The following is a 21,509-nucleotide window of genomic DNA, read 5'->3' on the forward strand; positions in this document are numbered from 1 at the left end:
CTCTCATTCCGGGTGCGACGTGTAGACCATGTACCCGGGCTTGTGCCGGGACCTCTTCAGGGTGATGGAGACCCAGTTTCCGGCTTGACGAGCATCCGCAACGCCAGTGTGAGGGTAGATGGTTCCGAGTGAGCCCGGGGTGTCCAGCTGGACCTTGAACGACTTGAGGTGCGCCGCACTCTCCGAGTCCTTGGGAGTGTTCTTCATCCACGTCTCCAGCTCCTTCCTGTGAGTCGCGTACCACTTCGCGAAGGCCGCGTCCACAGAGGCCTGGGCCGTTGCGAGGTCCTTCCAGACGCTCGTTACTCCCGGGTGGCCGGGGATCCTTCGCATGTCGTCGATGGCCTTGTCAACGGCTTGCTGCGGGCTGGGGTCCACATGATCCCTGATCGTGTGGGCACCCCGGTCTCCCTCGTGCAGCGTGAGGTTCAGGCAGTTGTGGACGAGCACGTCGTCCGGCCGCTGACCCTTCGTGCGCACGAAGAAGGTGTGCAGGTCGTCGACGGTGAGGTCGTAGACCGTGCGCGGAGCCAGGCCCGAGCGGTCACGGAGGGCAGTCAGCGCGCGGACGGAGCCGTCCGGGGTGCGCAGGCGGTCTCCGACGTTCAGGTCGGAGACCAGCGTCCAGCCACGGCCCACGACGTAGAACTTGTGGCCCGCGGTGCTGGTCAGCGTGCCGCCGCCGGCGATGGTGAGGTCGACCAGCCGCTCGGTGTCGTGCTGGAAGGTGTCGGTGACCTGCCGGGCGCGCAGCCGGCCGGATGCCGGGTCCGCGGCCTGGACGAGGTCACCCACGCCCACCTGGCTGATGGGCCGGTGTGAACCGTCCGCCATCAGCACCGGGGTCGCTGCGGGGAAGCTGTTGCGCGTGCAGGCCGTGAACGCGTCCTCGTAGACGTTCACCGAGCGTTCGAGCATGGCGAGGGTCGCGGGGTCCAGGTCGAGGGCTTTGAGCGCCTTGAACGCGTCACGGACGCCGACGCCGGTCTTCATGGCGGCGTCCAGGGCGCGGATTCCCTCGAAGACCTTGCCGAACGCCTTGCCGGGGATGAAGTTGCTCAGCGCCCAGGCGCAGCCGCCGGCACTGCCGTGCCAGCAGTCGACGAAGTCCTGGACCAGGACCGCCTTGATGAGCTTGTAGGTGAGGGTCTGCTGGATCAGCTCCAGCTTGGAGAAGTACCTGGTGACGTCCTTCTTCAGACCCGGGATGCGCTTGCTCTCGATGAGAAGCGTGTCCTGCGGAGGGCAGGCGCCGGCACCGGCCGTCGTGTCGGGGTCGGTGCAGAGGAAGAAGTCGACCACCGCGCTGAAGGTGACCGTGAACGTGGTGGTGCAGCCTTCGAAACCGACGGTGATCACGCAGGGCTCATGCTGTTTGGCGTCGGTGATCTCGATGGTGTCCTCGTCGACGACGTACCACGTGCCGCCGACTCCGGTGCCCGCACCGGTGGAGACCTGCTTGTTCGCGGCGTTGCGTGCCGCTTCCTCCGCTGCCTTCTGCGCCTCCTTCGCGTACTTCAGTGCGTCCTTGGCGGCCTGTTCGGCCTCGGTGGCGGCGGTGGCGGCGCGGTCGGCGGCTGCGCGTGCCTCCTTGGCAGACTGCTCGGCCGCGGTTGCGGCGTCGCGTGCGGCCTGGGCGTCGAGGGCGGCCTGGTCGGCGGAGTCACGGGCGTCCTTGGCATGGCCCTCGGCACGGCCTGCGGCCTTGTCGGCGGCCGCGGCGTCGTCTGTGGCCCGGCGGTCGTACTCGATCGTGCGGGCCAGTGACGCCGATGCCTTGGCTGCGGCTGCGGCGGCGCCGGCCGCGTAGCCCAGAGCCTCCTTCGAGTAGGTGCGGGCGGTTGCCGCGTGGCCGGCGGCGTTGGCCGCGTTCTGGTAGGCGATCTTCGCGTCGCCCGATGCCTGGTCGGCGAGGTTCTTCGCCGCGGCGGCCTCGGCCTGTGCGTTCTTGGCGTGGGCGTCGGCGACGGCCTGCTGCTGTTCGGCGATCGACTTCGACGCCTGCCCGGTCAGCACCACCAGGCTCGCGGCCGAGTCGGTGGTGACATACGGGGAGCCGAGCTGGATCGCGTCGTTCGCCGGCTTGGCGACCTGCGCGGCAGCGTTCCCGGCGTCGACGGCGGCCTGCGCCGTGACGTGAGCGAAGCCCGCCGCCTTCGCCGACGCGGCCAGCGCCTTGACGACCTCCTTGCTCGCCTCGTCCGCGTGGGACTTGGCGGTCTTGGCCAGCTTCTCCGCCTCCTCGGCCAGCTTGACTGCGGTCTTGGCCTCGGCGGTGGCGTGCTCGGACGCGTCGATGGCATCGGCCGCAGCGCTCGTCGCGGTCTTGACGGCGGCGTCGGCCTTCAGCTTGGCGGCCTGGGCGGCGTCCGAGTTCGAACGGGCCCGCTTGGCCGCCGCCTCGGCACGGGTCGCCGCGGCATCTGCCTCGGCCGCCGCCTCGGTCGCGGCATCCGCCGCGGTGCGGGCACGGCCGGCTGCCGCTTCGGCGTCGTTGGCATGCGCGTTCGCCGCGTCCGCTGCCGCCCTGGACTCCTTGGCGTTGCTGTCGGACTCGTGAGCCTCGGCGAACGCCTCCTTCGCCTGCGCCTTGGCACGGGCCGCGTCGGCCTTCTGCGCGGCGTCCCAGGCGTCGTCCCGCAGGTCACGAGCCTTGTCGCGGGCCTTGACCGCGCCATTCTTCTTCTCGACCGCGGTCGCCTCGGCCGCTTCGGCCTTCTCCTTGGCGTCCTTGGCATTCGCCGCCTCGGCCTGCGCGGTCTGCTTGTGCTGGTCGGCCTCGGCCTGCTTTGCCGCCGCGGTGTCCTTCTCCGCCTTGGCCGTCTTCTCCTCGGCCTCGGCCGCGAGCCGCTTGGCGTGCGCGTCGGCGGCGGCGGCCTTCGCGTCGGCCTCCGCCTTCAGCGTGACCGCGAGCTTGGCCTCGGCCGTTTCCTTGTCCTTCTTGGCGTTGTCCCGGTGCAGCTTGGCAGCGTCCGCTGCCGCCTTCGCCTGCAACTCCGCTTTGTGCGCGGCCTCTTTACGGAATTCGGCGTTGACCTGCGCGGCCTGAGCCAGCGCACGCTGGGCGATGGTCTTGCTGTCACCGGCGGCGGCACGGGTGGCGGCCTCGGCGGTCTCGCCGGCCTTCACCATCGCCGTCAGCGCGGCCACGGCCCCCTTGGTGACCTGCGCCTTCTGCTGACCGACGAGAAGACCACGACCCCGCGGCGCACCAGCGGCATCCGCGATACCGTACGCGGCCTGCTCGGCGGCGTCCGACGTGGTGGCCGACTTCTTGGCGTTCTCCAGCTGGGTCTTGAGCGCGGCCAGCTGCTGCTTCGCCGCCACCTGGGTGTCGGCGATGCTCTTCTTCGCCCGGTCGAACTGCGCCTTCTTGGGGTACGACAGGCTGTCGGTGCCCTTGTGGCCGGACGGCTTGATCAGGAATTTCTGCGCACCGGCGTCCTTGCAGTCCCACAGCCGCGCGTCCGTAGCCTTGGTGAACGCGGGCAGATCCAGACACTTGCCCGTGGACACGCTCTTCAGGGGCGAAGTGGCGCGGACGTCGCCCTCCCACGACTGGCCCTTGGACTTGTAGCAGTCCGAGATCTGGATCTTCGTGCCGTTCGTCGACGCGTTCCCCGCCACGTCCAGGCACTTCTGCGAGCCGACGTTGCGCAGGTGGAGGTCGTCCTCACTGCCCTCGAGCGTCCACTGCTGCGCCGCGCCGCCGTTGCAGGTGTAGATCTGGACCAGCGTGCCGTTGGTCTTACCACCGCCCTGAACGTCCAGGCAGCTGCCCTTCGCGCCCGGCACCTCGATCGTCACGTAGCTGTCGCCGATCCAGCCCACACCGCCCGCGGCCCAGTAGTCCTGCCAGCGGGTGTGGTAGTCCGCGAGCCACGACTGGCCCACGATCTGTCCCAGGGTGTACGTGCCGTCCTGCAACGCCTTCGTGGCAGTCGCGCCGGCCGCGAGGATCTGCTGCCGCTGCGTGGCCTGCGAGGCGATCTCCTGCTGCCACTCGGTGGACGCCTGCGCCACCTCCTTGCCGAGAACCCGGTTCGGGTCGATCGGATCGTGCCACGCGCACGACGCGAAGCGGGCCTTCAGATCCTCGACCGCGATGCGGAACTCCGGCGTGCCCGGAGCCGTTGCCGTGCGGGGGAAGCCACCGGAGGCGAGGAAGATCCGGGCGTCATCGGCGAACACCCTGGGAACGAAGAACTGATTGGGCTCGACCTTCCCGGAGTTCTTCTTCCACAGCTTCCACGCCTCCTGCTCCTTCGGCGTCCCTCCGGTGGTGTACTGCGGATCGCCGAGCGCGAGTGCGGCGGCCTTCGTCTTGTCGTCAGCGGTGGGCGAGGGGTCCCAGAACGGGTTGAGAACCCCCAACTCCGGACTGGAGTACGACTGCCACAGCCACGACAGCAGCCCGATCCGGTCGTAGATCTCGTTCGCGTCGCGCGGTTCGCCGGGGTAGGACTCCAGCCCGCTCGTGGCACTCGACCACGCGTACCCCTGCTTCTGAACCTTGTCGACCCACTGGTCCTTGCTGGCGCTGTCCGCTCGGTAGGCCTGATGCAGCGGGGTCTTGTCGCTGAAGATGTCCCGTTCGAGCTTCTTGTGGAGCTGATCGGGCGGCAGCGCGAGCGCCTCCTGCGCAAGGGCGAACATGCTCGGGCCGCCCGTGCGCAGGGCTTCGCCGGCCAGGCACTGGTCCTCACGCAGCCGTTCGGCCGCCTTGGTGTCATAGCCGTCGTACGAGTCGGCCACCAGGTCCACGGGCAGTTCGGCGTTCCGGCCGAGCGGACCGGGCTGGACGGCCAGGCCACCGAGGACGGCCAAGGCGGTGACGGACGTGACGGCAGAGGCGAGGGTCGCGGATATTCGGGATCTGGGGTTGAACAACCCTGGTCCAAGTCGCAAAGGATCATCCTTCGTAGCGAGCGAAGGCAGGCGGGGGCGAACGCCTCAAGAGGCGGTGGTGATGAGCCGGGTCAGCCCGCTGTCCCGGCGCGGGGACGGCGGGTGCAGTCAGCGGCGACCAAGGCGGTGCTTACAGCGAGCCGGTATCGCGGCATGACGATTCATCCCTCCCCCGTGGCGGCACTGTTCCCCCGGCCGCCTACTGATGTGTGCGCGTCCGGCGGAGTGGTCAAGATCCGCCGCGTGCGGGAGCACCATAGACATAGGCCTACTGGTCAGTACAAGAGGAGATTTCGGCGAAGAAGCCCAACGGCGCGAATACAAGTGCGGGAGATATGCCGATATTGCGCCTCCAACGCCCTGTGTTCATGGTCGGGACAGCCTGTGTGCTTGCTGTGAAGGCGGTGGGCCGGGTGGTGTTGTTGGCCGGAAACAGACCGGACGGCCCTCACCCTCCCAGAGGCGTGGTGCCACCCTGCCGCACCGCTTTCAACTCGCCTTCATCGTCACGCCGGGTGACGCGTACCATCCACCGCCCATGCGCATACGACGACTTGACGTACGCGACGTTTCCCCTGGTGAAGGGCCGATCCTCATCGACGACCCCGGCCTGCCCGCACCCCCGCCGGCCTCGGCCTGTCCGCACCCGAGGCGGGCTACGAGCTGGGGCCGGAAACCGTCGCCGGACCGCCGGGGGACCGGCCCCCGGCGATGTCGCACACCCGTGGAAGGATGTGCGCACGTCGGGGCGGAAGGCACATGAGGGGCGTCATGACAGACGGCGGTGCGGGGCGCGGGGCGCGAGCGGTGCGCGCCGGGCGGGACGCCAGGGAACTGCTCGCAAAGGCCGGCCGGCTGCTCGACGCGGCGCGGGCGGTCCGCTCGGACCACCGCCGCGCGCTGGCGGACGTGGCCGGGGCGCTCGACCCGATCCGCACCGAGCTCGTGGACAAGGAACTCGGGTCCATTCCCGTGAGCCGGCTCAAGGACGTCACCGAGGGACGGCTGAGGCTCGGGGCCCTCGAAGCGGCCGGATACGGCACGGTGCGTCAGGTGCACGCGGCGGGACGGTACGAGCTGCGCCAGGTCCCCGGCGTCGGCGCGCAGACCGCCGACCAGGCCATCGCCGCCGCGGGCCAGATCGCGGACGCCGTGGCGGAGACCGTCGCCGTCCGGATCGACGTGGACCGGCCGGAGCCGCGCACCACCGCACTCGTCGTCGCCCTGCACCGGCTCGTCGAGGCCGGGCCCGGACTGCGGCGTGCCCTGGACGCGGCGGAGCGGCTGGAGAAGCAGCTCGCGGAGCCGCTGACAGCGGCGCGGCCCGCCGGTGGGCGGCTGCGCATGATGCTCACCGGCCGGGACGGGCGGGAGCGGGCGCTGACGGCGCTCGCGCGGATCCGGGAGGTGACGGCGGAGGCGGCCGGCGCCGAGCTGCCGTTGCTGCTCGGGCAGGCGTCGGTCGACCTGCTGCGTCCCCCGGCTTCCGAGGCCGCCGCCTGGGTCGACTTCGAGCTCCGGTCGGCGGAGTACTACAGCCTCCTCGCGGAGGTTTCCGGCCGTGGCCCCGATCCGGAGACCGCGGAAGGCTTCCTGCCCGCGGAACTCGCGGAGCGGGTACGCGGCCAGCAGCTCGACGACACCCATCGCCGTGTGTCGCTCCGCGGCTACCAGGACTTCGGTGCCCGCTTCGCGCTCGCCCAGCGCCGGGTGATCCTCGGCGACGAGATGGGACTCGGCAAGACCGTCCAGGCCATCGCCGCACTCGCCCACCTCGCCGGTGAGGGGCACACGCACTTCGTGGTGGTGTGCCCGGCGAGCGTCCTCATCAACTGGACGCGTGAGATCAGGTCGCGCAGCACACTGCGCCCCGTGCCGGTGCACGGGCCGGACCGCGCCGACGCGTACGCCGACTGGCAGGACCGGGGCGGCATCGCCGTCACGACCTTCGACGCCCTGCACGGCCTGGCCGTACCCGACGGCTCCCCGCCGGGCATGCTCGTCGTCGACGAGGCCCACTACGTGAAGAACCCGGACGCCCGCAGGTCGAAGGCCGTCGCCCGCTGGGCGGAGCGGTGCGAGCGGGTCCTGTTCCTCACCGGCACGCCGATGGAGAACCGGGTCGAGGAGTTCCGCAACCTCGTCCGCCATCTCCAGCCGGCGCTGCTGCCCGGGATCCAGGGCAGCGACGCGGTCGCCGGCTCCCAGGCCTTCCGCCGCGCGGTCGCCCCCGCCTATCTGCGCCGCAACCAGCAGGACGTGCTCACCGAACTGCCCTCACTGCTCCAGGTGGAGGAGTGGGAGGCGTTCAGCGCGGACGACGCGGAGGCGTACCGGGAGGCCGTGGCGAGCGGCAACTTCATGGCGATGCGCAGGGCCGCTTACGCGCGTCCCGAGAAGTCGGCGAAGTTGGAGCGGCTGCGCGAGCTGGTGGACGACGCCGCGGTCAACGGGCTCAAAGTGGTGGTCTTCTCGTACTTCCGCGATGTGCTCGCCACGGTGGGGGCGGCTCTGGACGGCGGCGTGTTCGGCCCCGTCTCGGGGAGCGTGCCCGCCGCCCGCCGCCAGCAGCTCGTGGACGAGTTCACCGCCGCGCCCGGACACGCGGTGCTGCTCGCGCAGATCGAGGCCGGTGGTGTGGGGCTCAACCTCCAGGCGGCATCGGTCGTCATCATCTGCGAACCGCAGGTCAAACCGACGATGGAGCATCAGGCGGTCGCTCGTGCCCACCGGATGGGCCAGGTCCGCGCCGTGCAGGTCCACCGGCTGCTCGCCACGGACAGCGTCGACCAGCGGATGCTGGACATCCTGGAGAGCAAGTCCCGCCTGTTCGACGCCTACGCCCGTCGCAGCGATGTCGCGGAGGCCACGCCGGACGCGGTCGACATCTCGGTCGGCTCGCTGGCGCGCCGCATCGTGGAGGACGAACAGCGACGCCTCGCGGGCGGGCCGGCGAGTGAGCCGGTGCCCCAGGACGAGGCCGCAGTCGGGGCGCCGGCGCAGCAGCGGCCGGAGATCTGACGCGCCCCGGGGACCGGCGCAGCGGCCGCTACGTCGCGTTGAGCGCGTCGAAGCAGACGGTTCCCGTGGCCGGCGACAGCAGGAACCGGCCGGGGTACGCGCCGCCGGTGATCTCGTCGTCGAAGGCCGCACTGTGCTGCCACCGCGCGTCCTCGGGCGCGAACGCGGCCAGCTGCTCGGGCAGTTCACCGAGCGGCTCCGGCGCGAACGCGCGCTCCGTGACCGACGTCAGCTCGGCCGCCTTGCCGTCCGCGAGCCGGGCGAAACCGACGACCCGGATGTCGGACGGGCCGGGCACCGACCGGCCGTCGTTGTTCTTCACCCGGTCGTAGCCGAGCCAGTGCGCGTCACTCAACGGCCCGAGGAGCGCGAACGCCTTCTCCAGCGGCTCCGTATCCGTACGGACCGGCCCCTCGTCCACACCGTCCTGCGGTTCCGTTCCGGAGCAGGCGGACGCGACCGCCCCTGCCCCCAGGACCAGCACGGCCCGCCGTGACACGTTCCGCATCCCCGCCCCCTTGTCGACCGGCCGATCGTAACGCCGGAGCGGTCAGGCCGGGCGCTCCAGGAACACCGGGCCCGCTGGTCGGGCGCTCCAGGAGCACCGGGCCCCGCTGGTCGGGCCGTAAGGGAGAGAGCGCGTCACAGGAGCATGCCGGATGTCCACAGGGGCGCCTCAGGCCGGGGCCGTCCCCGTCTTCAGCCCCGCTCCGCACAGCGGCACGACCGCCGTGCGGTCGGTCCAGCCGCCGGCCGCCGCCCAGCAGGCCACACCCGTCGACTCGACGAACAGGCCCCGCCCCGCGAGGTCGCGTTGGGCCTGCCGGATCTCGTCCTCCGTGACGGTCAGGAACGTCCCGCCCCACTCCCGTACCGCCCGCAGGATCTGCCGTGCCCGCGGCGGGTTCGGGATGGCGATGCCCTCGGCGAGCGTCGGGCGGGCGGGGGAGCGCTCCAGCAGGTCGTCGGCGCCCGCGTGGAACGCCGCGGCCAGCGGCGAGACGGCCTCCGCCTGAACCGCGATCAGCGCCGGGCGGGAGTCGATCAGGCCGTGCGAGTGGAGCTCGGTCAGTGCCTGGGCCGCGCCCAGCAGCAGCGTGCCGTTGCCGACGGGGACCACGATCGCCTCCGGCAGCCGGCCGCCGAGGTCCTCCCACAGCTCGTACACGTACGTCTTGGTGCCGTGCAGGAAGTAGGGGTTGTACACGTGGCTCGCGTAGAAGACCCCTTCGCCGCCGGCCGCGGCGCGGGCCGCCTCGGCCGTGGCCTCCCGGTCACCGGGGACGAGTTCCAGCCGTGCGCCGTGTGCCCGGATCTGCTCGACCTTCTTGGCGGAGGTGGCCTCGGGGACGAAGACCGTGCAGTCCAGTCCGGCCCGCGCGCAGTACGCGGCGACGGCCGTCCCCGCGTTGCCGCTGCTGTCGGCGATCACGCGGCGCGGCTCTCCGGGCAGGCGCCGGGCGAGCTCGGCCAGCATCACCGCGCCGCGGTCCTTGAAGGACAGTGTCGGCGTGAGGAAGTCGAGCTTCACGGAGACGGTCCCGGTGAGCGGGACGAGCGGGGTGCGGCCCTCCCCGAGGGAGGTGACGGGAGCGGTCAGCGGCAGCGCCTCCGCGTAACGCCACAGGGAATTCACCCGGCCCGGCAGCTCGGCGAGGGGGACCGGCGAGGCAAGGAAGTCCAGGTCCCAGGGCCCGCGACAGTCCGGGCAGCACCAGGTGGCAGAATCGACCGGCGAACTGGTTCCGCAGTCGGGGCAGCGGTACGTCGTCATGGTTCGCCAGCATGTCAGTTGTGTGGCGCGCTTGTTACCTGGCGGTCGGGCCTCTTGTGGGATTCCTATGGATCGGTCAATCTTTCGCTCGGTAGGCGTACGCACATGACGCGGATTTGGGGCCGCGTCATTGGCATGCTCCTGTCGTAATCCCCCACAGCAACGCACCACCAATGAGGAGGACCCCTCACATGTCTGTGATGCGTGACTCGCGGCGAAGACTTGCCGCGGCCAGCGCCATATCCGTCGCCGCGCTCGCACTCGGCACGGTCTCCGCCCTTCCGGCCTCCGCCGCCCTGCCGGCGCCCACGGGTGTCATCGAGAACGCGGGCGCGCCCGGAGCCATCGAGGGCAGCTACATCGTCACCCTCGAGGAGTCCGCGGGCGACGCCGGTTCCAGGGCGGGCAAGCGCCTCGCGGCGAAGTACGGCGCGAAGATCGAGAAGACGTACAACGCCGCTCTGAACGGTTACGCCGTCAAGGTCTCCGAGGCGCAGGCGAAGAAGTTCGCCGCGGACCCGGCCGTCGAGTCCGTCGTGCAGAACCGTGTCTTCAAGATCTCTGGCACCCAGCCGAGCCCGCCTTCCTGGGGTCTCGACCGGATCGACCAGAAGGCGCTGCCGCTGAACCAGAGCTACACCTACCCCGACACCGCCGGTGAGGGGGTCACCGCGTACATCATCGACACCGGTGTGCGCATCTCCCACAGCGACTTCGGTGGCCGTGCCTTCAACGGCTACGACGCCATCGACAACGACAACACGGCGCAGGACGGCAACGGCCACGGCACCCACGTCGCCGGTACCGTCGCGGGCTCCTCCTACGGTGTGGCCAAGAAGGCCAAGATCGTCGGCGTCCGTGTGCTCAACAACTCCGGCTCCGGCACCACCGCGCAGGTCGTCGCCGGTATCGACTGGGTGACGCGGAACGCCGTCAAGCCGGCAGTCGCCAACATGAGCCTCGGCGGCGGCATCGACACGGCCCTCGACACCGCCGTGCGCAACTCCATCGCCTCCGGCGTCACTTACGCGGTGGCGGCGGGCAACGACGGTTCCAACGCCTCCAACTACTCGCCCGCGCGCGTCGCGGAGGCCATCACCGTCGGCTCCACCACCAGCTCCGACGCCCGCTCCAGCTTCTCCAACTACGGCAGCGTGCTGGACATCTTCGCCCCCGGCTCGTCGATCAAGTCGGCGTGGAACACCGGTGACACGGCGACGAACACCATCTCCGGCACCTCGATGGCGACGCCGCACGTCGCCGGCGCGGCTGCGCTGTACCTGGCGCAGAACAGGACCGCGACCCCGGCTCAGGTGTCCACGGCCCTGACCACCGCCGCCACCAGCGGCGTCGTGACCAGCCCGGGTACCGGTTCGCCGAACCGTCTCCTCTTCGTCGGCGACGGCGGCACAGAGCCGCCCACCGGCGACCGGTTCGAGAACCTCAACGACTACGCGATCAGCGACCGCTCCACCGTCGAGTCGCCGATCACCGTCAGCGGAGTCGCCGGCAACGCGCCGACCAGCCTTCGCGTGCCGGTCGACATCAAGCACACCTACGTCGGTGACCTGCGGATCGACCTCGTCGCTCCCGACGGTTCCGTGTACAACCTCAAGGCGTACGGGTCCGGCGGCAGCCTGGACAACGTGATCACCACCTACACGGTGAACGCGTCGTCGGAAGCGGCCAACGGCACCTGGAAGCTGCGGGTCAGCGACAACGCGTCGTACGACACCGGGAAGATCGACTCCTGGGCGCTGCAGTTCTGAGTGAGGGAGCCCGCACAGCCCATGCGCCATGAGGCCATGAGCCGATGACAGGCTGAGCAGATGAGGGGCGGTCGCGTGAGCGGCCGCCCCTTCGCCGTACCGGAGTCGGGCCCGGGAGATGTCCACCGTCCTGGCCGAGCAGGCGGAGGCCCTGCGCAACGGCTCCTGGCCCGAGGGCGCGTCCCCCTCACTGGCGACGAGGGCCGAGCGGTTCGAGGCGTCCGGCAAGGAATGGTCCGTCGCCGCGAAGGCGGCGGACGAGGACGCCTTCCGGACGCATGTGACCGCCGCGGAGGAGGCGCTGACCACCGCGGCGCGGATCGCCGCCCGGGACGCCCTGGGCCTGAGCACCACCCCGCCGCCGGAGGAGGAGTACGCGACCGGCGAGTGAGCGCGTGCCGGTCCGGCCACCGCGGCACCTGTCCCGGGCGGGGCACGGCCCCGTACGGACATGGATCCGTACGGGGCCGCACCCGGTCAGCGGCGGCTCAGCCCGCCGTCGACCGCGGCCGTCAGCTCGCCGTCGGCGGTGTCCCCGTCGAGCGACCAGAACATCGCGCCGCCGAGGCCACGGTCGCGGATGTACGAGGTCTTGGCGCGCAGCACCGCGGGATCGTCGTACGTCCACAGGGTCGTGCCGTCGAAGAGCCACGCGTGCCCGTTGCGCCGGTCGCGGTGGACCTTGTAGGCACCGGAGTCCGCGAGCTTCTTGAGGGCCTTGTAGTCCTCGTAGCCGGCCGCCCAGGTCGCCGGGGCGGGTGCCGTCGCGGGCCGGCCCATGCCGTCGCCCCCGCCGGTCACTCCGGTCCACCCCTGCCCGTAGAAGGGCATGCCGACCACCAGCTTGCGTGCCGGCGCACCGCGCCGCAGCCAGTCGCGGACGGTCTGGTCGACGCTGAAGTCGCCTCTGGCGTACAGCGCCGACTGCTGGGCGGTGGTCTTCTCGCCGGAGACGTGGAAGTCGTAGCCCTGGAGGTTGACGAAGTCGAAGTCCCGCATGATCTTGCGGACCTCGAAACCGGCGTCGATCTTGGCCGGCGCGGTCGGCACGAAGGCGGACAGTTCGTAGTGCTTGCGCTTGCCGCCCCTGGCCTTGTGCTGCGACGTGGCGTACGCGTCCAGCTGGGTGCGGAACTCGTGCACCAGCGCCGTGAAGTTCTGCTTGTCCTCGGGCCGGTACACGGTGTCGGCGTCACCCTCGGAGCCCGGCCACTCCCAGTCGATGTCGATGCCGTCGAACAGGCCGGCCGCCGCGCCCTCGCCGCCGCGCGCCCCGTCGGCCGGCAGATTGCCCTTGATGTAGAGGTCGATGCAGGAGGAGACGAGCGCCTTGCGCGACTCGGGCGTCCGGGCCGCGTCGGAGAAGTGGGTGGACCAGCTCCAGCCGCCCAGCGAGATCATGACTTTCAGGCCGGGGTGCTCGGCCTTGAGCTCGCGCAGCTGGTTGAAGTTGCCGGCGAGCGGCTGCTCCGCGGTGTCCGCGACGCCGTCGACCGAGTCCTGCGCCTCCAGCGGCCTGACGTAGTCCGCCCAGGCGTCGGCCTCGCCGGGGACGTTCCCGGTGAAGCATCTGCCTTCGGCGTTCACGTTGCCGAAGGCGTAGTTGATGTGGGTGAGTCTGGCGGCCTGGCCGCTGGTGTCCATGTCCTTGACCTGGAAGTCCCGGCCGTAGACGCCCCATTGGGTGAAGTAGCCGACACGTTTGTACGACTGCTTGTGGTGGCTGTGGCCGCTGCCCCGGTCCTCTTCCTGGGCCGAGGTGGCGACGGCGGCGGGGGCGAGGGTGGCGACGAGCGAGAGCGAGCAGACGGCAACGGCCGCCCGGACAAAGGTTCTTCGACGCATCGGGCTCATTCCTGTGCGCGTGCCGGAAACGGGTTCCGAGAACGGTGTCGTGTGCGCAGGAACGTATTGGTATGGACCATTGCGGTCAAGGGGTACCGCCGCCGGATGGCCCGTACCCGCGGTAAACCTCTGCTCAGCGGCAAATCATCACTTCGGGTGAAACGTTGGCCCACACTTGCGGTTAGCAACCGACGGTTGCGACGCTGTTGCAGTCTGTCAACCTGATGGGGAGTGGCCAGTGACATTCGGTGAGCAGCCCGCCTATCTGCGCGTTGCGAGCGATCTCCGCGAGAAGATCGTGAACGGCTCGCTGCCGCCGCACACCCGCCTCCCCTCGCAGGCCCGCATCCGCGAGGAGTACGGCGTCTCGGACACGGTCGCCCTCGAGGCGCGCAAGGTCCTGATGGCGGAAGGGCTCGTGGAGGGCCGCTCGGGCTCGGGGACGTATGTGCGGGAGCGGCCCGTGCCGCGCCGGGTCGCCCGGTCCGGCTTCCGGCCGCCGTCGGGAGCCAGCCCGTTCCGTCAGGAGCAGGCGGAGGAGGGTGCCCGGGGGACGTGGGAGTCCAGCAGCGAGCAGGAGGCGGCGACCCCGGAGGTGGCGGCGCGGCTGGGCATCGAGCTCGGCGCCCGCGTGATGCGCACGCGCTATGTCTTCCGGGACGCGGGCGAGGCGATGATGCTCTCCACCTCCTGGGAGCCGCTCGAAGTCACCGGCCGCACGCCGGTCATGCTGCCCGAGGAGGGTCCGCTCGGCGGCTGCGGAGTCGTCGAGCGGATGGCCGCCATCGACATCGTGGTGGACAACGTGGTGGAAGAGGTCGGCGCCCGGCCCGGCCTCGCGGAGGAGTTGCTGACCCTCGGCGGCGTGCCGGGCCATGTGGTGATGGTCGTCGAGCGTACGTATTACGCCTCGGGCCGTGCGGTGGAGACCGCCGACGTCGTCGTGCCCGCGGACCGCTACCGCATCGCGTACCACCTGCCCGTGAGGTGACCTTTCTGCGGTACCGGGGCGGGCGCCGCAGAGGCCACCGGTACGGGGGCAAGGGGCGTATCCAGTCGGATGCGCCCCTCTTCCTGTCTCTTTGTGAAAACCCGTATCCGCTCAGTGAACGTCAGGCGTAGGCTTGGGCATATGCGTACTGCGGTTTCCTGGCGATCGTTACGGACAAACGGGCCGACCGAGGGAGGGGCGCGATGACCGACAGCGGCGCTGTTCTGCCCTGGCTCGTCATACGGCAGGACGGCAACGGCAACTGTTACCGCGTCGGCCGGTACGCGACAGAGGCGGAGGCGCAGAAGATCGCGGACGCCCTCGACGGACGCGGCCACCAGCGCCTCTACTGGGTCGAACGGGTCGGCCGGACGGCCCGCTGACGGCGCCGCCGGCGCACGCACCCCGTCGCTCGGGCCCAGTACGCTCCGCCGCATGACTGATCGCGTGGTGGTAGTGGCCGGAGCCGTGTACGACGAGGGGCGGCTCCTCGCCGCGCGGCGCAGTGCGCCCGCCGAACTGGCCGGCCGCTGGGAGCTGCCCGGCGGCAAGCTGGAGCCGGGGGAGAGTCCCGAGCAGGCGCTCGTGCGAGAACTGCGCGAGGAGTTGGGTATCGAGACGGAGGCGGTGGACCGGGTCCCCGGCGAGTGGCCGCTGCGGGCGGGCTACGTGCTCCAGGTGTGGACGGTCCGGCTGCTGTCCGGTGAGCCCAGACCGCTTCAGGACCACGACGCCCTGCGCTGGCTCGCGCCCGACGAGCTCGACGCCGTCGACTGGCTCGACCAGGACGTACCCGCGGTCGCCGCCTGCGCGCGCCACCGGCACGAGCGGGCCGAGGGGACCGGCGAGGGTGCGCACCGCTGAGGCCATCGCCGTCCCGGGCAACAGGTGCGGCCATTGCGGTTCGTGGAAGGTAATGAGAGCGACAAACAGGGTATGTGCTGATTAACCCCCTGAAACAGGACATGGTTCCGCTGGTGATCCGGGGAAGTGATCGGCGTGATCGGCACCCGAGGCGAATGCGCCGAGTGGACTTTTCCGGCCGAACCGAACGTGGTGCGCGCGGCCCGGCACGCGGTCCGCGACACCCTCCGGCTGTGGGGAATCGACGCCGCCGTCGGTGATCTGACGGTGCTCCTGGTCAGCGAGCTGGTGACCAATTCCCAGCGCTACACCCCTGGCCCGATCAACCTTCGCCTGAGCCGCCGCGACCCCTCCGGCGCCGCGCCGGTCCTGCTGGTGGAGGTCTCCGATCCCCTTCCGGATCCGCCCGTGAAAAGGCCGGCGCGCAGCGAGGACGAGAGCGGACGAGGGCTGCAACTGGTGGCTTGTTCCGCCCGGCGGTGGGGCACGCGCCGGGGCAGGACGGGCAAGACCGTGTGGTTCGAGCTGGCTCTCGCTGGTTAGAAGTCTTCAGGGACGACGATCACGCCGGAGTCGGCTCAAAACGAACGAGACCGCTCTGTGATCGTGAACGCCGTGTCGGTGGGAGCCGTAGTGCTGAATACTGCGGTCATGGCCGGTCCGGTGCGGTGAGCTGGAGGGGACGGTCGCGTGAGCGAAATACCTGAGACGGCGAGCGATGTCGTATGGCAGAGCAGCCCGCCTGGCTCGATCTATGACTACATCAAGGTGGCCTCCTTCTCGATCGGCCACGACGGTCTGGTCGAGCAGTGGAGCGACCGGGCCGTGGAACTGTTCGGCATCACTGCCGACGAGGCCAGGGGCCAGGACCCGGTCGAGGTCTTCATGCCCGCGGAGCTCCGGCCCCGAGGACGCCGCAGACTGGCCGAGATCCTCGACGGCAAGGAGTGGACCGGACTCGTCCCCTTCCGGATGCCGGGCGGCGGCCGGGCGCACGGTCTCGCCGAGATCTATGTGATGCCCAGTGAGACGGCCCAGGGCGAACAGGGCGCGCTGTGCATCGTCGTCGACGTTCGCGCGCTGCGCCGCATAGAGACGGACCTCGCCGCATCGCAGGCCATATTCGGCCAATCTCCTTTCGGCTTCCTGCTCTTCGGTACCGACCTCACCGTGCAGCGCGCCAACCAGCGTTTCGCCACCGTCTTCGGCGGCGCCGCGGAGGACCACCGCGGCCGCACCGTCCACGACTACCTCTCCCGCCCCGAGGCGGAGCGGATGAACGCCTCCCTGCGCAGGGTCCTGGAGACCGGTGAGCCCGTCACCGACCTCCAGATCGTCGGCACGGCACCAGGCAGCACCGACCGCAGGCACTGGTCGATCAACCTCTACCGGGTGCACGGCGGATCGGGCAGGCCCGTCGGGGTCGCCGGAGTCGGCACGGATGTCACACGCCGTCACATCGCCGCCCGCGAGGCCGCGAACGCCCGCCGGAACCTCGCCCTCCTCAACGAGGCGAGCGCCCGGATCGGCAACTCCCTCGACCTGGAGACCACTGCCCGCGAACTCCTCGACGTCGCCGTCCCCGGCTTCTGCGACCTCGCCTCCGTCGACCTGTACCAGGGACTGCTCACCGGCGAAGAGGCCCCGCCCGGACAGGGGGGCTCCGCCCGCTCCGAGGGCTTCGGAGGAGGCAGTGCCGAACTGCGCAGGGTCGCCTTCGCCAGCGCCGTCTCCGACGCCCCGCTGATGACCACCCCGGGCTGCGTGGCCGAAGGAAGCGCCCCCACCGCGGTCGGCGAGGTCCACCGCTACCCGTTCAACTCGCCGTGCGCCGGCGCGCTGCGCACGGCAGCCGTCCGGTCGATCCCCGGCGAGGACGGCAGCCTCGTCCAGTCGACGCTGGCCGTACCGATGGTGGCGCACGACACCGTCGTCGGACTGGTGCAGTTCTCCCGCACCAAGGGCAGCGAGCCCTTCGGGGAGCGGGACCGGGCCCTCGCGGTCGAACTCGCGGCCCGCGCCGCCGTCTGCATCGACAACGCCCGCCTGTACCGCAGGGAGCACGAACGCGCCCTCATCCTCCAGCGCAGTCTGCTGCCCCCCGGCGACCCGGAGGCCGCCGGTCTCGACATCGCCTGCCGCTATCTGCCCGGCACCACCGCCACCGAAGTCGGCGGCGACTGGTTCGACGTCATAGAACTCCCCGGCCACCGCACCGCCCTGGTCGTCGGGGACGTGATGGGCCGCGGACTGCGTGCCGCCGTCGCCATGGGCGAACTGCGCACCGCCGTGAGGACCCTGGCCCTGCTCGACCTGGAACCCGCCGAAGTGCTCTCCGCGCTCGACGAGATCGCCCGCGGGCTCGGCAGCCCCGCCAAGGGCGGCCGCACCTCGGGCGGCGCCCAGGTCCCCTCCCGCGTCGCCCACACGTCCCGCGACGCGGACCTCTCCGAGGTGTACCTCGCGACCTGCGTCTACGCCGTGTACGACCCGGTCACCCGACGCTGCACCTTCGCCAACGCGGGCCACCTGCCGCCCGTTCTCGTCGAACCCGGCGAAGAGGCCCTGCTGCTCGACGTGCCGCCGGGCATGCCGCTCGGCGTGGGCGGAGAACCCTTCGAGGAGGTGGAGATCGAAGTACCCGAGGGGTCCCTCCTCGCCCTCTACACCGACGGTCTGGTCGAGTCCCGCGACCATCCGCTCGAAGAGGGTCTGCGTGCCTTCCGCGCCGCCCTCGCCGACCCGGTACGCCCCCTCGAGGACGTCTGCGACCACGTGCTCGGCGCTCTCGACACCCGGCACGGCGAGGACGACATCGCGCTGCTGATGGCCCGTATACAGGGTCTGCCGACCGAAGCCGTGGGCGACTGGCGCCTGCCCCGCGAACCCCGCTCCGTGGGCCGGGCCCGCGAACTGGCCCGCGCCCAGCTGACCGCCTGGGACCTCGAGGCCCTCGTCGACACGGTCGAACTGCTCGTCAGCGAACTGGTCACCAACGCGCTGCGGTACGGCGAGGGCGAGATCCGGCTGCGGCTGCTTCGGGACCGGACCCTGGTCTGCGAGGTGTGGGACGCCGGCCTCGTCCAGCCCCGACGCCGCCGCGCCCGCGACACCGACGAGGGCGGCCGCGGCCTCCAACTGGTCGGCCTCCTGAGCGCGGCGTGGGGCTCCCGGCGTACGCCGCGCGGCAAGACGGTGTGGTTCGAACTGGCACTGCCGGACGGCGAGGGGTCGGCGGAGCCGACGGTGGAGCAGCTGCTGAGCATGTTCTGAGACAGGTGGTCCGGGCGGAGCCCCCACGCGGCGGAGCCGCACATCGATACCGCGGGAAGGGGCGCGGACGGGCCCCGCGCAGCGGCCACCCCCCGGCCCACCCCTACGCAGACTTCAGCGCCGCCAACCTCGCCTCGATCTCCGCTTCCTCCCCCACGCTCTCCAGCTCCTCGAACTGCGCGTCCAGCGACGACGCCGCCAGTTCCTGCTTCCCGAGCGCCCTCGCCTCCTCCCGCCGGACCTTGTCCTCGAAGCGGTGGAGTTCGCTCGTCGGGTCGAGCACGTCGACGCTCTTCACGGCGTCCATCATCCGGTTCTGCGCCTCGGCGGACTTCGCTCTGGCCACCAGCTCGTCCCGCTTCGCCTGGAGCTGCCCCAGCTTCGCCTTCATCTGTTCCAGGCCGGACTTGAGCTTGTCGACGACTGCCGTCTGGGAGGCGATCGTGGGCTCCGCGGTCTTCGCCTCCCGCTCGGACCGGAGCTGTCTGCCGAGGGCGACCTTCGCCAGGTTGTCGAACTTGTCGGCGTCCGCCGTCCGTCCCGCCCCGCGGAGCTCGTCCGCCTTCCTGCTGGCCGCCAGCGCCTTGCTGCCCCATTCCTGGGCGGCCTCCATGTCCTCCTGATGGTCCTGTTCCATGAGGCGCAGGTTGCCGATGGTGCTCGCCACCGCCTGTTCCGCCTCCACGATGTTGTTCGTGTAGTCGCGGATCAGCTGGTCGAGCATCTTCTGCGGGTCCTCTGCCTGGTCCAGCAGCGCGTTGATGTTCGCCCTGGCCAGCTGGGTGACCCGCCCGAGAACGGTCTGCTTGGTCATGCCACTGCTCCTTGAACGGCTCCTGAACGCCAAACGGAATACGGGCCGGCGTGCGCGCTTCGGGCCGGCGTACATCAGAAACGGCCACCGCCCATCCGGCCCCGCGTGCCACCACCGCCGAAGCTGCCGGGCCCGCCGCCGAAACCCCCGCCGAACCCTCCGCCCATGCCGCCGCCCCTTCCCCCGCCGCCGAGCATCCCGCCGAGGAGGATCCCGCCGAGCACCGCGCCCCCGAGCCCGCCTCCGGCGCCCCGGCCCCCTGGCGTACCGACCGGACCGAACGGGTTCCGGAAGTCGCGCACATCGTTCTCGGCGAGGCTCTGCGCCTGCTGCGCCAGCCAGTCCGCCCGCTGTGCCTCGGCCAGTGCCGCCTGCGGATCACCGCCGGTGCCGATCTCGCCGATGCCGTCCGCGCCGGCGAGCGTCTGTGCCCGCTCCAGCCGGCGCTGGGCCTCCGCCAGCCGGGTCCTGGCCTCGCTGCCGACGGCGCCGCGGTGCGTGGTGATGTAGTCCGCGGCGGCGCCGATGCCGGAGCGCGCGCCGAGCAGGGCCCTGTCCAGCAGGGCCAGGGCGCGCCGCGTCCCCTGTTCCTGTTCCCGGATCCCGGCCAGCGCCTCGTCCAGGGCGGCGTCGGCCTCCTCGACCCGGCGCAGTGCGTCGATGGGGTCGTACCGCCCCGACTCCGTCGCCGTGCGCACCTCCGCGGCGACCGCCTCCGCTCGGGCGATCCGCCCCTGGAGCCCGGCGGTCGACGTGCCTTCCTCCGTCCCCTTGAGCAGACCGCGTGCCTCCGCCAGATCGGTTTCCGTCTCCGTCAGCGCGCTCGGCAGCTTTCCGGCCGCTTCCGCCAGTTCCTGCGCCCGGCGGTCGACGGCCTCGATCAGACGGGCGGCCTGGGCGACGGCCCCTTCCGCCGCCCGCACCTGGACCGCGGCGGATCCGTTGTCGTCGGCCTCGACGGCCTGCCGGGCGCGCTCGAGGGCGGCCGTCGCGAACTCGAGCCGGTCCTTCGCCTGTTCCACGTCGTTCGCGACGGGGGCCGCCGCCGACGGCGCGTACCGCTCGCGCATCACGCCCAGCGTGGCCTCCGCGCTGACGACCCGGCCGTTCACGTCCTGGAACGCGGCTTCCGCCGTGTCCAGGGCCTGCGGCGCGTTGCGTTCCAGGGCCCGCAGCCGGTCGAAGTCCTCGGCCTCGGCGTCGAGCCTGCGATCGGCCTCCGAGCAGCGGGCGAGGATCTCGTCGAGCATCCTGCGGCGGGTGGCGTCGTCCTCCGGGTACGCGTCGTCCAACTGCTGGCGGAGCCGGAACGCGGCGGTCAGCTCCTGCTGCGCGTGCGCCACGGCCTCGTGGAAGGGCTGTGCCGCCTCCTCGCCGAACTGGGCCGTGGCGAAGCCGAGTTCCTCCTGGCTGGTGCGCACCGCGTCGTCGGTCTCCACCAGAGCCGCCTTGGCCCTGGCGTCGAGCTCCGACAGCGGTGGCTGCTCCGGTGTGCCCCAGCCCTCCTGGCCGCCCTGGGGCGTGGTGCGGGTCGCCGTGCGCCGCTTGCGTTTGGTGTACGTGTACGCGGCGAGGGCGGCGGCGCCGCCGACGACCGCGATCGGCAGCACGAGGTCGCCCGCGCCGGTACCCGCGCCACCGCCGCCGGGCTCGGCCTCGCCGGGCGTGATGTTCACCGTGGGGACCGGTTCGCCGGACAGCACCGCGCCGTAGCCGTCGGCGGCGCCGATCGCGGCGCCCGCCCAGTCGTTCTCCCGCAGCGCGGGCTCCACCGCCGTCCGGGCGACCTCGGCGAGCTGTGCGTCGGTGAGGCGGGAGGCGGCATCGACCCAGTACGCGTACTGCCGGTCGCGGGTCGCGACGGCCAGCAGGACGTCGCTCGTGCCCAGCCCGTTCTTCGCGGCGGTCTGCGCCGTCCAGTCCTGCGCGGAGCGGCCGGAGAAGTCGCTGACGTAGACGACGAACAGCTGCAGCCGCTGTTCGTCGTACAGGCGGTCCAGTGCCCGGGACACCTGCCCCGCGCGGTCGCCCAGGGCGTTGGTGCGGTCGGTGATCTGCCCCTGCCGGGAGAGGTCGACGGGGTCGTCGGCCGTGGCTCCTCCGGCGGCGGGCGCGACCAGCCACCATGCCGCCGCGAGCACGGCGACGAGGATCCGGGCGGCTGTTCGCATCACATTTCGGAGGCTAAGTCCGGCTCTGTTCCGCCGCGACCGGACACCGTCAGGAACCGCGGGTACCCGATCACCGGTC

General features: G+C 71.2%; 14 protein-coding genes. 8 read left to right on the forward strand and 6 right to left on the reverse strand.

Annotation, left to right across the window (positions count from 1 at the left end):
• Positions 1-3: 3 nt before the first annotated feature.
• Entirely contained in the window at positions 4-4,908 is a 4,905-nt protein-coding gene (locus ACIPJI_RS08920; RefSeq protein ID WP_402245273.1) for a ricin-type beta-trefoil lectin domain protein, read from the reverse strand.
• Positions 4,909-5,679: 771 nt separating this feature from the next.
• Between ACIPJI_RS08920 and ACIPJI_RS08925 the strand changes: the two genes are divergently transcribed.
• The gene (locus ACIPJI_RS08925; RefSeq protein ID WP_402245274.1) at positions 5,680-7,929 is read left to right on the forward strand and encodes a DEAD/DEAH box helicase; all 2,250 of its coding nucleotides are present in this window, start codon (positions 5,680-5,682) and stop codon (positions 7,927-7,929) included.
• A gap of 28 nt (positions 7,930-7,957) precedes the next feature.
• Here the strand turns inward: ACIPJI_RS08925 and ACIPJI_RS08930 are convergent, their stop codons facing one another.
• A complete protein-coding gene (locus ACIPJI_RS08930; protein ID WP_402245276.1) occupies positions 7,958-8,437 on the reverse strand; it encodes a hypothetical protein in 480 nt (159 codons plus the stop codon).
• A 168-nt stretch (positions 8,438-8,605) separates the two neighbouring features.
• Positions 8,606-9,703: a pyridoxal-phosphate dependent enzyme gene (locus ACIPJI_RS08935; protein WP_402245278.1), complete on the reverse strand. Its 1,098-nt coding sequence runs from the start codon at positions 9,701-9,703 to the stop codon at positions 8,606-8,608.
• A gap of 191 nt (positions 9,704-9,894) precedes the next feature.
• Between ACIPJI_RS08935 and ACIPJI_RS08940 the strand changes: the two genes are divergently transcribed.
• Both ACIPJI_RS08940 and ACIPJI_RS08945 read left to right on the forward strand, forming a co-directional pair.
• Positions 9,895-11,472: a S8 family peptidase gene (locus ACIPJI_RS08940; RefSeq protein ID WP_402245280.1), complete on the forward strand. Its 1,578-nt coding sequence runs from the start codon at positions 9,895-9,897 to the stop codon at positions 11,470-11,472.
• A 118-nt stretch (positions 11,473-11,590) separates the two neighbouring features.
• Positions 11,591-11,863 (forward strand): hypothetical protein, encoded by a 273-nt coding sequence (locus ACIPJI_RS08945; protein ID WP_402245281.1) that lies wholly within the window; start codon positions 11,591-11,593, stop codon positions 11,861-11,863.
• Between the two features lie 86 nt (positions 11,864-11,949).
• Here ACIPJI_RS08945 and ACIPJI_RS08950 read toward each other — a convergent pair whose 3' ends face one another.
• Positions 11,950-13,317: a glycoside hydrolase family 18 protein gene (locus ACIPJI_RS08950; protein ID WP_356623237.1), complete on the reverse strand. Its 1,368-nt coding sequence runs from the start codon at positions 13,315-13,317 to the stop codon at positions 11,950-11,952.
• Between the two features lie 238 nt (positions 13,318-13,555).
• Here ACIPJI_RS08950 and ACIPJI_RS08955 point away from each other — a divergent pair, with 238 nt between their 5' ends.
• From ACIPJI_RS08955 to ACIPJI_RS08975, 5 genes are all read left to right on the forward strand, one after another.
• Positions 13,556-14,308 carry a GntR family transcriptional regulator gene (locus tag ACIPJI_RS08955; protein WP_159687762.1) on the forward strand — a complete coding sequence of 251 codons (753 nt, stop codon included), beginning with the start codon at positions 13,556-13,558 and terminating at the stop codon, positions 14,306-14,308.
• A 203-nt stretch (positions 14,309-14,511) separates the two neighbouring features.
• On the forward strand, positions 14,512-14,691 hold the full coding sequence (locus ACIPJI_RS08960; RefSeq protein ID WP_005312482.1) for a hypothetical protein: 180 nt from the start codon (positions 14,512-14,514) through the stop codon (positions 14,689-14,691).
• A 52-nt stretch (positions 14,692-14,743) separates the two neighbouring features.
• On the forward strand, positions 14,744-15,172 hold the full coding sequence (locus ACIPJI_RS08965; RefSeq protein WP_356623235.1) for a (deoxy)nucleoside triphosphate pyrophosphohydrolase: 429 nt from the start codon (positions 14,744-14,746) through the stop codon (positions 15,170-15,172).
• A 126-nt stretch (positions 15,173-15,298) separates the two neighbouring features.
• Positions 15,299-15,715 (forward strand): ATP-binding protein, encoded by a 417-nt coding sequence (locus tag ACIPJI_RS08970; RefSeq protein ID WP_402245284.1) that lies wholly within the window; start codon positions 15,299-15,301, stop codon positions 15,713-15,715.
• 147 nt (positions 15,716-15,862) lie between these two features.
• Positions 15,863-18,445 (forward strand): SpoIIE family protein phosphatase, encoded by a 2,583-nt coding sequence (locus ACIPJI_RS08975; RefSeq protein ID WP_402245286.1) that lies wholly within the window; start codon positions 15,863-15,865, stop codon positions 18,443-18,445.
• A gap of 103 nt (positions 18,446-18,548) precedes the next feature.
• Here the strand turns inward: ACIPJI_RS08975 and ACIPJI_RS08980 are convergent, their stop codons facing one another.
• Both ACIPJI_RS08980 and ACIPJI_RS08985 read right to left on the reverse strand, forming a co-directional pair.
• Complete coding sequence (locus tag ACIPJI_RS08980; protein WP_402245287.1) at positions 18,549-19,259, reverse strand: PspA/IM30 family protein; 711 nt, start codon at positions 19,257-19,259, stop codon at positions 18,549-18,551.
• A gap of 74 nt (positions 19,260-19,333) precedes the next feature.
• Entirely contained in the window at positions 19,334-21,430 is a 2,097-nt protein-coding gene (locus ACIPJI_RS08985) for a TPM domain-containing protein (protein WP_402245792.1), read from the reverse strand.
• Positions 21,431-21,509: the final 79 nt, after the last annotated feature.

Source organism: Streptomyces sp. NPDC086835 (assembly GCF_044745705.1).
In the GTDB taxonomy this organism is placed as follows: domain Bacteria; phylum Actinomycetota; class Actinomycetes; order Streptomycetales; family Streptomycetaceae; genus Streptomyces.

What these genes read in the sequence shown, in the direction of transcription:
- ACIPJI_RS08925 (WP_402245274.1), top strand. Translation starts at nt 5,680, where the DNA reads ATGACAGACGGCGGTGCGGGGCGCGGGGCGCGAGCGGTGCGCGCCGGG.
- ACIPJI_RS08930 (WP_402245276.1), bottom strand. Translation starts at nt 8,437, where the DNA reads ATGCGGAACGTGTCACGGCGGGCCGTGCTGGTCCTGGGGGCAGGGGCG.
- ACIPJI_RS08935 (WP_402245278.1), bottom strand. Translation starts at nt 9,703, where the DNA reads ATGACGACGTACCGCTGCCCCGACTGCGGAACCAGTTCGCCGGTCGAT.
- ACIPJI_RS08940 (WP_402245280.1), top strand. Translation starts at nt 9,895, where the DNA reads ATGTCTGTGATGCGTGACTCGCGGCGAAGACTTGCCGCGGCCAGCGCC.
- ACIPJI_RS08945 (WP_402245281.1), top strand. Translation starts at nt 11,591, where the DNA reads ATGTCCACCGTCCTGGCCGAGCAGGCGGAGGCCCTGCGCAACGGCTCC.
- ACIPJI_RS08950 (WP_356623237.1), bottom strand. Translation starts at nt 13,317, where the DNA reads ATGCGTCGAAGAACCTTTGTCCGGGCGGCCGTTGCCGTCTGCTCGCTC.
- ACIPJI_RS08960 (WP_005312482.1), top strand. Translation starts at nt 14,512, where the DNA reads ATGACCGACAGCGGCGCTGTTCTGCCCTGGCTCGTCATACGGCAGGAC.
- ACIPJI_RS08965 (WP_356623235.1), top strand. Translation starts at nt 14,744, where the DNA reads ATGACTGATCGCGTGGTGGTAGTGGCCGGAGCCGTGTACGACGAGGGG.
- ACIPJI_RS08980 (WP_402245287.1), bottom strand. Translation starts at nt 19,259, where the DNA reads ATGACCAAGCAGACCGTTCTCGGGCGGGTCACCCAGCTGGCCAGGGCG.
- ACIPJI_RS08985 (WP_402245792.1), bottom strand. Translation starts at nt 21,430, where the DNA reads ATGCGAACAGCCGCCCGGATCCTCGTCGCCGTGCTCGCGGCGGCATGG.